The sequence below is a fragment of the Geothrix limicola genome, from assembly GCF_030268085.1.
Lineage (GTDB): Bacteria > Acidobacteriota > Holophagae > Holophagales > Holophagaceae > Geothrix > Geothrix limicola.
Map to the genome: position 1 here is coordinate 32355 of NZ_BSDE01000008.1, position 14485 is coordinate 46839.

Annotated in this window: 12 protein-coding genes; all 12 read left to right on the forward strand. The window is 65.7% G+C overall.

Annotation, left to right across the window (positions count from 1 at the left end):
- Nucleotides 1-41: 41 nt before the first annotated feature.
- The 12 genes from QSJ34_RS16520 (at nt 42) to QSJ34_RS16575 (ending at nt 14421) form a co-directional block, all read left to right on the forward strand.
- Nucleotides 42-3104 (forward strand): multidrug efflux RND transporter permease subunit, encoded by a 3063-nt coding sequence (locus QSJ34_RS16520; protein WP_285577355.1) that lies wholly within the window; start codon nt 42-44, stop codon nt 3102-3104.
- Nucleotides 3105-3250: 146 nt separating this feature from the next.
- Nucleotides 3251-4627 (forward strand): APC family permease, encoded by a 1377-nt coding sequence (locus QSJ34_RS16525; protein ID WP_285577357.1) that lies wholly within the window; start codon nt 3251-3253, stop codon nt 4625-4627.
- A 184-nt stretch (nt 4628-4811) separates the two neighbouring features.
- Nucleotides 4812-6782 (forward strand): aspartate--tRNA ligase, encoded by a 1971-nt coding sequence (gene aspS / locus QSJ34_RS16530; RefSeq protein WP_285577359.1) that lies wholly within the window; start codon nt 4812-4814, stop codon nt 6780-6782.
- Nucleotides 6783-7015: 233 nt separating this feature from the next.
- A complete protein-coding gene (locus QSJ34_RS16535; RefSeq protein ID WP_285577361.1) occupies nt 7016-8329 on the forward strand; it encodes an immunoglobulin domain-containing protein in 1314 nt (437 codons plus the stop codon).
- A 106-nt stretch (nt 8330-8435) separates the two neighbouring features.
- Nucleotides 8436-9002: a hypothetical protein gene (locus QSJ34_RS16540; RefSeq protein WP_285577363.1), complete on the forward strand. Its 567-nt coding sequence runs from the start codon at nt 8436-8438 to the stop codon at nt 9000-9002.
- Nucleotides 9003-9161: 159 nt separating this feature from the next.
- Nucleotides 9162-9617 carry a YbhB/YbcL family Raf kinase inhibitor-like protein gene (locus QSJ34_RS16545; protein ID WP_285577365.1) on the forward strand — a complete coding sequence of 152 codons (456 nt, stop codon included), beginning with the start codon at nt 9162-9164 and terminating at the stop codon, nt 9615-9617.
- Between the two features lie 393 nt (nt 9618-10010).
- The gene (locus QSJ34_RS16550) at nt 10011-11774 is read left to right on the forward strand and encodes a hypothetical protein (protein ID WP_285577366.1); all 1764 of its coding nucleotides are present in this window, start codon (nt 10011-10013) and stop codon (nt 11772-11774) included.
- A 146-nt stretch (nt 11775-11920) separates the two neighbouring features.
- Nucleotides 11921-12379 (forward strand): SRPBCC family protein, encoded by a 459-nt coding sequence (locus QSJ34_RS16555; protein ID WP_285577368.1) that lies wholly within the window; start codon nt 11921-11923, stop codon nt 12377-12379.
- Nucleotides 12366-12710 (forward strand): ArsR/SmtB family transcription factor, encoded by a 345-nt coding sequence (locus tag QSJ34_RS16560; protein WP_285577370.1) that lies wholly within the window; start codon nt 12366-12368, stop codon nt 12708-12710. The genes QSJ34_RS16555 and QSJ34_RS16560 overlap by 14 nt, the downstream gene beginning before the upstream one ends.
- Before the next feature lie 92 nt (nt 12711-12802).
- Nucleotides 12803-13255 (forward strand): DinB family protein, encoded by a 453-nt coding sequence (locus tag QSJ34_RS16565; RefSeq protein WP_285577372.1) that lies wholly within the window; start codon nt 12803-12805, stop codon nt 13253-13255.
- 83 nt (nt 13256-13338) lie between these two features.
- The gene (locus tag QSJ34_RS16570) at nt 13339-14064 is read left to right on the forward strand and encodes an NADPH-dependent F420 reductase (protein ID WP_338001183.1); all 726 of its coding nucleotides are present in this window, start codon (nt 13339-13341) and stop codon (nt 14062-14064) included.
- 60 nt (nt 14065-14124) lie between these two features.
- Nucleotides 14125-14421 carry a hypothetical protein gene (locus QSJ34_RS16575; RefSeq protein ID WP_285577376.1) on the forward strand — a complete coding sequence of 99 codons (297 nt, stop codon included), beginning with the start codon at nt 14125-14127 and terminating at the stop codon, nt 14419-14421.
- Nucleotides 14422-14485 lie beyond the last annotated feature (64 nt).

Here is a 14485-nt window from a genome sequence, read left to right on the forward strand (position 1 = left end):
CTCCAAACGGGACGTTTGGAGCAAGCGACGCAGGCCCAACGGTGAGCCTCTCCACCCCCTTCATCCGAAGGCCCGTGGCCACCACGCTGCTAACGGTGGCCCTGGCCCTGCTCGGCGCCATCGCCTACCAGTTCCTGCCGGTGGCGCCCCTGCCCCAGGTGGAGTTCCCCACCATCCAGGTCTCGGCGGGCCTGCCGGGCGCCAGTCCGGAGACCATGGCGTCTTCGGTCGCCACGCCCCTGGAACGCCAGTTCGGGCGCATCGCGGGCATCACGGAGATGACCTCGGCCAGTTCCCTGGGCGGCACGAATATCACGCTCCAGTTCGACCTCAGCCGCAACATCGACGCGGCGGGACGCGATGTGCAGGCGGCCATCAACGCCGCCCGCGGCGACCTGCCCGCGAACCTGCCCAACAATCCGAACTACCGCAAGGTGAATCCCGCGGATTCCCCCATCCTCATCCTGGCGCTGACGTCCAAGCTGATCCCCCGCGAACGGATGTACGACATCGCCTCGTCGGTGCTGCAGCAGAAGCTCTCGCAGATCGAGGGCGTGGGCCAGGTCTTCGTGTGGGGCGGTGCCCTCCCCGCCGTGCGCGTGGATGTGAACCCCGCCCTGCTGAACGCCCAGGGTCTGGCCCTCGACGACGTCCGCCTGGCCATCGCCGCCGCCAACCTGAACCAGCCCAAGGGCGATCTGTCGGGTTCATCGACCACCTGGTCCATCGCCACGACGGACCAGCTTAAGAGCGCGGCGGACTACCGCCCCCTCATCCTGCGCTACCGGAGCGGCAGCGCCGTGCGCCTCGCGGACGTGGCCAACGTCTCGGATTCCGTGGAGAACGTGCGCAACAGCGGCCTCTCCAACGGCATCCCCGCCATCATGGTGCCCATCTTCCGCCAGCCGGACGCCAACATCATCGATACGGTGGATCGCGTGAAGGCCATCCTGCCGCAGATGCAGGCCTCGCTGCCCCCCACCATGGAACTGAAGGTCCTCATCGACGCCACCCGCACCATCCGGGCCTCGGTGAAGGACGTGCAACTGGCCCTGGCCATCTCCATCGCCCTCGTCATCCTCGTCGTCTTCATCTTCCTTCGCAGCGTGCGATCCACCCTCATTCCCAGCGTGGCCGTGCCCATCTCGCTCATCGGCACCTTCGGGGCCATGTACCTGCTGGGCTACACCATCGACAACCTGTCGCTCATGGCCCTCACCGTGGCCACGGGCTTCGTGGTGGACGACGCCATCGTGGTGGTGGAGAACATCACCCGCCACCTCGAGCACGGCATGCAGCCCATGGAGGCGGCCCTCCACGGCGCCAAGGAGATCGGCTTCACCGTCGTATCCATCAGCATCTCGCTCATCGCCGTCTTCATCCCCATCCTGCTGATGGGCGGCATCGTCGGGCGCCTCTTCCGCGAATTCGCCGTCACCCTTTCCGTCGCCATCCTCATCTCCATGGTGGTATCGCTCACCACCACGCCCATGATGTGTTCACGGCTCCTGCGGCCCCATTCCGAAGAGCAGCACGGCCGCTCCTTCCAGGCCAGCGAGCGGGTCTTCCAGTGGATCATGCGCCACTACGAGACCTCCCTCGCCTGGGTCATCCGGCACAAGTTCGTCACGCTCATGACCTGGATCCTGACCGTCCTCACGACGGTGGCCCTCTACTGGTTCATCCCCAAGGGCTTCTTCCCCCAGCAGGACACGGGGCGTATCACTGGATCCATCGTGGCGGACCAGGATATTTCCTTCGCCGGCATGGAGAAGCTGATGACCCAGTACGTGGCCATCGTGCAGACCGACCCGGCCATTGAGAACGTCACGGCCTTCGTCGGCGGCGGCAACACCGGCCGACTCTTCGCCTCGCTGAAGCCCAACGATCAGCGCAAGGACACGCCGGACCAGATCATCGCGCGCCTGCGGGGGAAGACCTCCCACCTGCCTGGGGGGGCCCTCTACATGCAGCCGGTGCAGGATCTGCGGCTGGGCGGACGGCCCTCCAGCACCCAGTACCAGTACACGCTGCAGGGCGACGACGCCCGCGAACTCTTCGAATGGGCGCCGAAGGTGCTGGAGAAGCTCAAGACCGTCAAGCAGCTGGCGGATGTGAATTCGGACCTGCAGAACAAGGGGCTCGAAGCCTCCCTCGTCATCGACCGGGCCACAGCCTCGCGGCTGGGCGTCACGCCCCAGGCCATCGACAGCACCCTCTACGACGCCTTCGGCCAGCGCTTCGTCTCCACCATCTACACGGCCCTGAACCAGTACCACGTGGTAATGGAGGTGGACTCGCCCTTCATGCAGACGCCCGACGGCCTGCGCCACACCTACGTCCGCTCCAACACCGGCAACCTGGTGCCCCTCAGCGCCTTCACGACGCTGGAACGCCGGAACACGGCCCTTTCCGTGAACCACCAGGGCCAGCAGCCTTCGGTCACCCTCTCCTTCAACCTGCCGGTGGGTGTGGCCCTGGGCGATGCGGTGGCGGCCATCGACAAGGCCCAGCAGGAGATCCGCATGCCGGGCACCCTGCGCGGCAGCTTCATGGGCACGGCCCAGGCATTCAAGGCCTCGCTCTCGAACATGCCCCTGCTGCTCGTGGCGGCCCTGCTGGTGGTCTACATCGTGCTGGGCATGCTTTATGAGAGCCTCATCCACCCGCTGACGATCCTCTCCACCCTGCCTTCGGCGGGCGTGGGCGCCCTGCTGGCCCTCCTCGCCTGCGGCATGGACCTGAGCGTCATCGCCTTCATCGGCATCATCCTGCTCATCGGCATCGTGAAGAAGAACGCCATCCTCATGATCGATTTCGCCATCGAGGTGGAACGCCGCGAGGGCAGCACGCCCGAACGGGCCATCTTCCAGGCCTGCCTCCTGCGCTTCCGCCCCATCACCATGACCACCATGGCGGCCCTGCTGGGTGGCCTGCCCCTGGCCATCGGCCTGGGCACCGGCGCCGAGCTGCGGCGTCCCCTCGGCGTCGCCATCGTGGGCGGCCTGCTCTTCAGCCAGTTGCTCACGCTCTACACGACACCGGTCATCTACCTCTACATGGACCGCGCGCGGCTGCGCTGGGCGCGGTGGCGGGGCCGGTGAAAACAACCCACCACGGAGACACGGAGAGCACGGAGGGGGCACGGAACAGAGGCCGATCACAGCGTGCCTCCATGCTTTTCTCCGTGTTCTTTTCTCCGTGAACTCCGTGTCTCCGTGGTGAAGGTTTTCTGGGCGATGATGGGGGTATGACCTCCCAGCCCAGCCTGCGCCGGACCCTTTCGTCCATCGAATACTTCGCCTTCGGCTTCGGCTCCATGGTGGGCGTGGCCTGGGTGGTGCTCATCGACGACTGGCTGGCGCGAGGCGGCCCGGCGGGCGGCATGCTGGCCTTCCTCCTCGGCGGCCTGGCCCTGCTGCCCGTGGCCCTCACCTACGGGCGCCTGGCCCGCGTGGTGCAGGATGCGGGCGCGGAGGTGGCCTACACGGAAGGCGTCTTCCCGCCCTCCCTCAGCTACGCGGCGGGCTGGATGATGGTGCTGGCCTACGGCATCGTCTGCCCCTGGGAGGCCGTGGCCATCGGCAACCTCCTGGCCCGGGCCCTGCCGGGCATGAACCAGATCCCGCTTTACGTCGTCGGCGGCAAGACCATCTTCCTGCCCCGGCTGCTGGCGGGCCTGGGCCTGGTGACCTTCCTCGGCGCGCTGAACTACCGAGGCATGCAGTTCAGCTCGCGGTTCCAGAACCTCGCCACCTACGGCATGCTCGCCCTCTTCCTCGGCTTCACCACCCTGGGCCTCTTCAGGGGTGAGGCCCGCAACCTGCAGCCCCTCTTCGCCCACGCGGGCCCCGCGGGCACTGGCCTGGCGGGCGCGGGCCTGTCCATCCTGCTCATGCTCCAGGTCATGCCCTACTTCATGACGGGCTTCGAAACGGTGGTGAAGGGTTCGGAAGAAGCCAAGGAGGGCTACGATCCCCGGGGCTTCGGCCGCTCCATGGTGCTGTCCCTGGGGGCGGGCGCCCTCTTCTACACGCTGGTGATCTTCGTGGTGGCCTGGATCGTGCCCTGGCGCGACCTGGTGGCCGGGAAGTTCGGCACCGAGCAGGCCTTCCAGCGGGCCTTCGGTTCGCGCCTCCTGGCCCAGGTGATCCTCTTCGCGGCCCTGCTCTCCCTGCTCAAGGTCTTCAACGCCATGTTCGTGGCCGCCACCCGTCTGGTCTACGCCCTGGGCCACAAGGGGATGGTCCACGCCGCCATGGGCACCGTCCACCCCCGCTACCGGACCCCCAGCGCCGCCGTCCTCCTCGTCGCCGGCCTGACGGGGCTCGCGAGCTTCCTGGGAGACGCGGCCCTCATCCCCATCATCGACGTGGGCTCCCTGGCCGTGACCCTGGGCTGGCAGGCGGCTTCCCTGGCGGCCCTGGGGCGGCTCCGGAGGGCCGCGACGCCTGATCCGACGGGCCTGGCCCTGGCCGGCCTCAGCGCCGTGGTGAGCCTGGCCCTCATCGCCATGAAGGCCCTGCCCGGCATCCCCGGCAGCTTCACACGCACCGAATGGACCGCCTTCGGCGCCTGGGTCGCCCTGGGGGCCCTGCTTTGGACCGGCTGGCGCAAAGCCAGGTAAAGCAACCGCGAAACACGCGAAAGACGCGAAAAAACAACACATGCCCCGGAGCCCGGCCCTCCGCCCGTGCGAGTCTTCATTTCGCGCCCATTCGCGCCATTCGCGGTTCCAGCTTTTCGGCCCCATCGCCCGGCCTCACCCCATGGCTTGAGCCCCGGCCCCCCGGGTGCGATCCTGGAAGGCTATGAAACTCGATCGGCTCGGCGACTTCCAACGCACCCACCGCAACGGCGACCTGCGCCTCGACCACGTGGGGCAGGTCGTGCGCCTGCTCGGCTGGTGCCGCCGGGTGCGCAACCTCGGCTCGCTCGTCTTCCTCGATCTGCGGGACCGCTGGGGCCTGGTGCAGCTCGTGGCCAACGAGGAGACCGCCGATCCCGACCTGCTGGCCAAGCTCAAGGCCGTGCGCAGCGAGTTCGTGCTGGCCGCCGAAGGCGTGGTGGCCGAGCGCGAAAGCAAGAACCCCAACATGCCCACCGGCGACGTCGAGATCCGCCTCACGGGCCTGCGCATCCTCAACACCGCCGCCACCCTGCCCTTCCCCCTGGAAGACGAACACGTGGGCGAGGATCTGCGCCTCACCTACCGCTTCCTGGACCTGCGCCGCGAGCAGCTGCAGCGGAACATGATCCTGCGCAGCGAAGCCTCCAACGTCATCCGCAACTATTTCCGGAAGCACGATTTCGTCGAGTTCGAAACGCCCATCCTCGGCAAGTCCACCCCCGAAGGCGCCCGCGACTACCTCGTGCCCAGCCGCGTGCACGCGGGCCAGTTCTACGCCCTGCCCCAGAGCCCCCAGCTCTACAAGCAGATGCTGCAGGTCTCGGGCTTCGAGCGCTACGTCCAGATCTGCCGCTGCTTCCGCGACGAGGATCTGCGCGCCGACCGCCAGCCCGAGTTCACCCAGGTGGACGTGGAGATGAGCTTCGTCCGCCAGAACGACGTGCAGGACATCATCGAAGGCCTGATGGTCGAGCTCTGTCCCCTCGTGGGCCAGCGCGCCGTCGCCCCCTTCCAGCGCCTGGCTTACAAGGACGCGATGGAGTGGTACGGCTCCGACAAGCCCGACCTCCGCTGCAAGCTCAGGATCCAGGATGTGACGGACCTCTTCGCCCAGAGCGAGTTCAACCTCTTCCGCGCCGCTTCGGATTCCCAGGGCCAGCGCCGCGTCCGTACCCTCTTCTTCCCCGGCGAGGCGGCCGGTGCGTACAGCCGCAAGCAGCTCGACGAGCTGCAGGAGGTCGCCAAGCAGCTCGGGGCCGGCGGCCTGCCCTACGCCAAGTGGGGCAAGGACGGCCTGGCCTCCAGCTTCAAGAAGTTCATCAGCGCCGATCTCGAGGCGGAATTGAAATCGACCCTGAAGGTGGAGGGCGAGGGCCTCGCCATCTTCGCCGTGGGCACCGATGACCAGACCTCCCGCGTGCTGGGCGAGCTGCGCCTGCGGCTGGCCAAGACCCTCGGCCTCACTGACGAATCCGCCTTCGAGTTCCTGTGGGTCGTGGACTTCCCCCTCTTCCAGTGGGACGAGGAGGATCGCCGCTTCGTGGCCTGCCACCACCCCTTCACCAGCCCGCACCCCGATGACCTCGACCTGCTGGAAACCGATCCCGGCGCCTGCCGCGCCGTGGCCTACGATCTGGTGCTTAACGGCTTCGAGGTGGGCGGCGGCAGCATCCGCATCCACGATGCCGAAACGCAGAGCCTCATGTTCCGCACCATCGGCATCAGCGAGGCCGAGGCCCGCGCCAAGTTCGGCTACCTGCTCGACGCCCTGGCCTTCGGCGCGCCGCCCCACGGCGGCCTGGCCCTGGGCCTGGACCGTCTCGTCATGCTCATGGCGGGCGTGGACAACATCCGCGAGGTCATCGCCTTCCCCAAGACCGCCCAGGCCCGCTGCCTGATGACGGACGCGCCCAGCCCCGTGGACGAGCGCCAGCTGCGCGATCTGCACCTGGTCCAGGATGCCAAGCAGACCTACCGCGTGGGCGCCGTGTTCTTCGAAAGCGCCGAGGGCGGAAGCTCGGAACTGCGCGGCCAGGCCCTGCAACAGATCAGCCAGATGACGCCGCGCCAGGCCCAGGGCCTCGTCACGCTCGACGCCCAGGGCCAGATCCTCGATGCCCAGACCCTGAGCGGGCCCACCTTCGAGTTTTGACCGCGCCCGCCAAGGAACCTTCCAGGTCCACTCCCCATCCATCATGGGATCCTGGCTTTCGGCGAAAGACCCGCTTCACCGTTAAACTAGGCCTCGCCCCTCGGGGTGTCCTTCACCCCCGGCGTTTTTGATCTCTTGGAGGTTCAATGTTTCAGGAATTCCCCGCCCCCGGGGGAAGGCTCGAGCCGATGCGGCCCCAGGCCAACTCAGGCCGGGCCGCGCGATGGATGCGCATGTCCCGCAGACTGGTCCTCCCCCTCCTGCTCCTGAGCTTGCCCCTGGGCCTGGGCCTCGGTTGCAGCCACCACCACGACACGTCTTCCGATCCCGGCACGCCCCCCGCCATCACCACCAATCCCACGAGCGTCGAAATCGTGTCGGGGCGCCAGGTGAGCTTCACCGTGACCGCCACCGGCGAGGCCACGCTCCGCTACCAGTGGGCCAAGGACGGCGTCAACATCCTGGGCGCCATCAACTCGACCTACACGATCTACAACCCCAAGGGTTCGGATTCCGGCAGCTACACGGTGACCGTGACCAATCCGAACGGCACCGCGACAAGCACGGCGGCCACCCTGAAGGTGGATGTCGCCCTGCCCTTCAACACGCCCACGGGCATCGCCGCGGATGCCGCGGGCAACCTCTACGTCTCTGACTCGGCCGATCACACCATCTGGAAGGTGAGCCCCACCCGCCAGATGACGCTGCTCGCCGGCGGCTCCGGCCTGCCCGGTTCCAACGATGGCCTAGGCGGCCTCGCCCGCTTCAACACCCCCGGCGGTCTGGCCCTCGATCCCGCCGGCAACCTGCTGGTGGCCGACACCGGCAACCACACCATCCGCCGCATCGCCCCCGATGGCACCGTCACCACGGTGGCCGGTACCGCGGGCGCCCCCGGCAGCGCCGACGGCCTCGGGGCCGCCGCCCGGTTCTACGCCCCCTCCGGCCTGGCCGTGAACGCGACGGGCCAGGTCTACATCGCCGATTCCCTCAACCACACCGTCCGCCTCATGGCGACGGATGGCACCGTCAGCACCTATGCGGGCCTCGCCGGCCTGCCGGGCCAGACGGATGGCGCCCGCGCCTCGGCCCAGTTCAACCAGCCCAACGGGCTGGCGCTCGCCGCCGACGGCACCCTCTACATTGCGGACTTCGGCAACTCCGTCATCCGCGCCATCTCCCCGGGCGGGACCACCTCCCTCTTCTCCGGCAAGTACAACAACCGTGGCTACCTCGATGGCAGCGCGACCACGGCCATGTTCAGCCAGCCCGTGGGACTCGCCCTCGATGCCGCCAGCGGCACCCTGTATGTGGCGGATTCGAGCAACCACGCCATTCGCAAGGTCAGCGCCACGGGCACGGTCAGCCTCCTGGCCGGTTCGGGAACGCTCGGAAACCAGGACGGACAGGGTTCGGCCGGCCTGTTCAACCTGCCCTGTGGCCTCGCGGTTACGCCCGGCGGCAGCCTCGCCATCGCGGACACGGACAATCACCTGCTGCGCAACGTGACCTCCGCCGGGCTCGTGTCCACCTACCTCGTCCCCTGACGCGCGTCCAAACCAGCGTTCCGACCTGCCACGGGGCCGAACCGGATGAACCCGGCTCGGCCCCGTGTCACACTTGGGTAGCCCCACCTGTTCGGGAAGGAACCTCATGACGTCAGCTTCTGGCAGCGCCCCCAAGAAGGTGAAGGAGAAGCGGCAGACGCCCGAGGAACGCCAGGCGGCCCTGCGCTACAACCACATGATGTACGGCCCCACGGCTGGCGAATTCCGCCCCGCGGCCAAGAAGATCAACCTGGGCGGGGCCTACCTCAACCACCCCAAGTTCCAGGCCCTCATGGCGGCCTTCAAGAAGGGCACGGCCTACCAGTTCGACGTCAATGACAAAGGCCGGGCCTACACCGTGTCCACGGATGGCACCCAGATCCTCTTCGACGGCCGCACCCTCTACTACTCTAGGCCCTGCAACCGCTTCGAGGATCACCTGCTGCTCGACCGGAGCGTGGCGGTGCAGTACCAGAACCTCGACGCCCTCGTGCATCTCGCGGTCGCCGTGCTGCGCAGCCTCTCCGACCTGGGCAGCCCGCAGCTCAGCTTCTTCAACCACGAGTTCATCTACGGCGACGAGCCGCTGGAAGCCGGCATCGCCAGCCAGGGCCCGAACCTGCTCATCGGCTCCTTCAAGCACCAGAAGGTGCAGGAGAAGCCCAGGAAGTAGGACGGAAGGGGCCTTCGCCCCGTTTCCACCCCTGCCATGGCTGTGTCCCTCGATGGGCCTATTTTGTAAGGCGTGACTCCCGCGCTGCTGCTCCCCGTTCTGCTGTCCCTGGTTGCCGATCCCGGGCCGGGCGGTGCGCCGGGCGGGAAGGAGGCCCGCATGGAACTCCGGACATCAGCCTTTCCCAATGGCGGGGCCATTCCCCGGGTGCACACCGCGGACGGCGCCGACCGCTCCCCGGCCCTCCAGTGGACCGATCCGCCCACGGGCACCCAGGCCTTCGCCCTGATCGTGGATGATCCCGACGCCCCAGCGGGCACCTGGGTCCACTGGGTGCTCTACGATCTGCCGGGCACCGTGCGAACCCTGGCGGAGGACCAGCCCCGCAAGGCTGACCTTCCCGGTGGCGCCAAACAAGGGAAGAACAGCTGGGGCAGGCTGGGCTGGAACGGCCCTTCGCCACCGCCGGGACGGCCCCACCGCTACTTCTTCCGCCTCAAGGCCCTGTCGACGTCCCTGGGCCTGCCCCCGGGCGCGACGTGTTCCCAGGTGGATGCGACCCTGAAGGGCAAGGTGCTGGCCGAAGCGGCCTGGATGGGCACCTACGGGCGCTGAGGCTTGACGCTGGCGGCTGGGCGGGTTGATTTGTCGGATCACCCAAAAGCTCCCATTCGAATGCGCGGCTCACGACCTGCCAGCTCAACCTAAAGCCAGGTTCGCATTCTTGGATGGGCTCACCCGAAAATTCCTTATTTCCGATCCAAGAAAAGGAACACTCCAACCATGTACCGTTTTTCTTGGATCTAAATTCTCTACCCTTGCACTCAGGATGGCCTGAAACCTGCCGAAGCCGAAGAACGCATCCAGATGAACTCGGCCATTAGGGAGACCCAAAATCTCTTCACGCGTTTCGTATACGATGGTGAAGAACAAACCAAGTATTCAGGTTCAGCGTTTAGGCCCGTTTCTCATTTTTCAAATCCCGGCTCATCAAGATGAAGGGGTCTCATGCGTTGGAATGAAACAGTTCTGGGATTGGTTTGTGCCGCTGTTGTTTCGAGCGGATGCGGAGGTGGTGGCAAAGGCTCCTCGAATCCCGGCCCCCAACCGCCCAGCCTCACGGTTTCCACCACTGCGGTTACGGTGACCACCTTCCCTCAGAATCTATCCACGACTGCATCGGCGACGGTCGACCTCACGATTTCGGGGACCATTCCCACCGGTGGAATCTATATCGGGGGTAACGCCACCAACAACGGCATTCAAACCATTGCGTCGAGCCAAACCAGCAGCAAATCACTCACGCTTACCATCACCTTCAAAGATGCGAGTTCCCTGGCCCCGGGAATATACGGCGACACCATCACCGTGGTCGCAGCGACCGATCAGGCAGGCAACAACCAAATCCAAAACAGCCCTCAATCCATTAGCACCACCTACAAGGTGCTCTACCCACAACCCCAGGTGGCCTTGATGAGTCCGGCTTCGGCCTACGTGGGAGGGCCCGCCTTCACGCTGAGCCTCACGGGTACTGGTTTCAGGCCGAACGCGCAGGTTTTTTGGGATGGGACTCCCATGCCGACCACCTACCTGTCGGACACCAGCATCACGGCTGCCATTCCGGCCCAGGCGGTTGCCGCGGCTGGCTCGCCACGTATTACGGTCGGGGGGCCGGATGTTGGGACCAGCGTCCCGATGCCGTTTCCCATCGCCAATGCCCAGGCAGCTTTCCTCAATGTTCCGGCCATGGACATCGTGTGGGATCGCATCCATCAGGTCATCTATGCCGCCAATGCGACCATCGCTGCCTCGGGCCCCAATACCGTCGCCCCCAACACCATTCTCGCCATCGATCCGGTGAGTGGCCAGGTCAAGACATCTGCCTCCACGCTCGGAACCGCCTACCCGGCCCCCGCGGGTCCAATGCGCCTTGCCCTTTCCGAAGACTGCAACTTCCTCTACGCGTACATCATTGAGAACCCGGCCAATGGGAATCTTCTTTCAGAATGGTCCACCATTCAGCGATTCACCCTCCCTTCCCTGACCCTAGATACCAGTTTCTCCATCCCATTCGGGTCCAACAGCCTCGGCGGGGAATACGACGTTTCTGCCATGGCTGTTGCTCCTGGTGCGCCGCATACCCTCGCGATCGGCAGGGCCTCATCGGGTTGGCGCGATGCAGGAGTGGCCGTCTTCGACGATGCCATCCAAAGAGGCCCCGCCCTGGTGGCTTCCAGCAATGGCCTTCCACCGAACGATCTCGCGTGGGGAACGAACGCCTCCACCCTCTACGCAACCAATTCTTGGTCCCCGGTCTGTGAATTCATGATCCTGAATGTGAATACCGGCGGCTCGACCCTTCAGCTGGACCTGACAAACACCTTGACCGAAGGTGTTCACGACATTCACATGATTCCCTCTACAGGAAAAATCTACGTCGGCAATGGCCAGATTCTCGATGCCGCCACAGGTCAAATCGTGGGGGCCTGCGGGAGTGGATGGTCAGGGGTGGCCCTTGATCCAGCATTGGGCCTCGCTTTCTTCCTCGACTTCTCTTCACCGCAACCGGGCGGTTGGTCATTCAACATCCGCTCCTATGACCTGGCCCATTCCACCCCGGTTTCTACGACCTTTGTTCCCACACTCCAATTCCAGTACGCCCCCGAATACCGCCCTCGCAAGATCATTCGATGCGGCCCCTCGACACTGGCCTTGGGGGGGAATGGATTCCCCATCTGCCTGGTCACAGGACCGTTCGCGCAAGGGAAATGAACACTTTTATTACACTGGCACTTGGGCGCTTCTGACTTCAGCCACCCCGCCCTTCTCCAATGGAGGTGTAAGAAGGTTTTCAAAAAATGCAACCAAGGGGTTGCATCAAAACCTGGATGCCCTAACATGCAACCAGGAGGTTACACATGAACCCATCGACCACCGATTGCATCCGGAAGGAGATCCACCTTCGCGCGCCGCGGACGCGGGTCTGGAAGGCGCTTTCAGATGCCACGGAATTCGGCACCTGGTTCGGAATGAAGCTGGAAGGCCCCTTTGTGCCCGGCCAGCCGGTCTTCGGACGGATCACGCACAAAGACTACGAGCACATCCACCTGGAGATGAGGGTCGAGCGCATGGAGCCCGAATCCCTCTTCTCCTACCGCTGGCACCCCTACCCCATGGACCTGAAGCGGGATTACACGCAGGAGCCCATGACCCTCGTGGAATTCCACCTGGAGGCCGTGGAGGACGGCACCCGGCTCAGCGTCGTGGAATCCGGCTTCGACCAGTTGCCCGCCGATCGCCGCGACGAGGCCTTCCGCATGAACGAGGGCGGCTGGACGGGCCAGATGGCCCGCATCGAACGCTATGTCGCGAGCTGAAGCCCTCTCCCCCGCGCGCCTGAAGGATGCCGCGCCGCTCTTCGCCGCCCTGGGCGACGCCACGCGCCTGGGCCTGCTCGTCAGCCTCTGTTCCGGCGGCCCCGTCACGGTGACGCATCTGAGCGGCCAGTTCGCCGTGTCGCGCCAGGCCATCACCAAGCATCTCGAAGTGCTGTCCGAGGCGGGCCTCGTCAAGAGCACCCGCGAGGGCCGGGAACGCATCTGGGCCTTCGAACCCAAGCGCCTGGATGACGCCCACGCCTACCTGGAGCGCCTGTCCAAGCAGTGGGATGTCGCCCTGGGCCGCCTCAAAGCCTTCGTCGAAACCTAGAAAGCGAACGCAACCTCCGCCCATATCCGATGGGCCCACGCCCCACTTCGCGGGAGGGCCTCGCCCTGCCTGCTTTTCTCAAGGAGTACCCCATGTCCCAACCCTGGACCGCCCTCTTCGGCATCCATCGGGATGTCCTGCTGGAGAAGAACCTCGCCGACGTCACCCAAAGCCAGGCGGATCAACCGCCCGCTGACGACGTGAACAGCATCACGTGGATCCTCGATCACATCCTGGAATACCGCCACGAACTCCTCAGGGACGTGTTCAAGTCTCCCTACAGGCCGGCGGCGACCGCGCCCAAAACGTTGGCCCAATTCAAAGCCGCCGTGGCGGACACGCAGGCGGCCCTGGACGAAGCCTTCGGCTCCGCCGAATGGGATGCATCGCATTTCCATCCCGCGTTCCAGGCCTCCCTGCCCCTGGCCCAGATCGTAGGCACGTATTTCATGCACGAGACCTACCACCTGGGCCAGTTGGGCACAGCCCGAAAGCTCCTGGGATTGCCCGGCGCAATCAAACCGCCCGCGAAAGCGAAGGCCTAATTGGAGGGCCCGTGCCGGCCGGAAGATATCCGCGTCGGCACGGGCCCTCACACCCATCTCGAACGACAAGGGAGGCATGGGGCATGGCCCATCTCAAGATCGGAATCATCGGCTCAGGCAGCATGGGTAGCACCCTGGCCCGCCACCTCACCAGACTCGATCACCGCGTCATGCTCTCGAATGCGCGGGGGCCTGAAAGCCTGAAATCCCTGACCGACGAGATCGGCGCGACGCCCGTGTCCGTGGCCGAAGCCGCCCGGGCCGGAGACATCGTCATCCTCGCGATCCCCACGAAAGCCATTCCTATCCTTCCGGCGGGGATGTTCTCGAACCTGCGGGAAGGGGTCATCGTCGTCGATATCGGCAACTACCATCCCGAACTCCGCGATGGCCGCATCGAGGCCATCGACCGGGGCCTGCTCGACAGCCAGTGGGTCGCGCAGCAGATCGGCCGTCCCGTAATCAAGGTCTTCAACAACATCTTCGCCCAGAGCCTACTCGAGAAGGGTACGCCCAAGGGAACGCCCGGGCGGATCGCGCTTTCCGTCTGCGGAGACGCAACGGACGCCAAGGCCACCGTGCTCCACCTCGTCGACGACCTCGGCTTCGATCCCGTCGATGCTGGAACCCTGGACGACTCCTGGCGCCAGCAACCCGGAACACCCGCCTACTGCCGGGATCTCGACGCCGCCTCCCTCCGCCGCGCCCTCACCGAAGCGGATCGAAGCCGAATCTCCGCCTACCGCAGAGAGCAGGAGGCTCGCATCAGAAGGTCCATGCGGGCCGAGGACCGTCCCGCCAGCAACTGAGCCATACTGCAAGCTCCCAATGGCGGAGATACCAGGCAGGATCTACTTCAGAATGAAGGCATGACCCTCACCCTCCGCCACAAAGCCCAGGCCATCCTCCGTGAGGCGGGCTGGGAGATCCCGCCGCCGCCCTGCATCTGGTCGCCACGCATGGTGCGGTGCGCAGGGCTGTTCGTGGTGGAGAAGGATGCGCGGGGGAAGTGGCATCCGGAGATCCGCCTCAGCATCCCGCTGCTGCGTCGCCGGGACTGGCCCTGGCCGCAGCAGGTCTGCGGGATGAACTGCCACGATCCGCTCCAGGTGCAGCAGCGCATCCTCGAGCACGAGCTCATCCACTACAAGCTATGTAGGGTTTGAACCCTTCTTGAATCAGCTGGTTTGGACTCGCCTTGGAGAGCCGGGACAGTCTCGGTTACAGGCG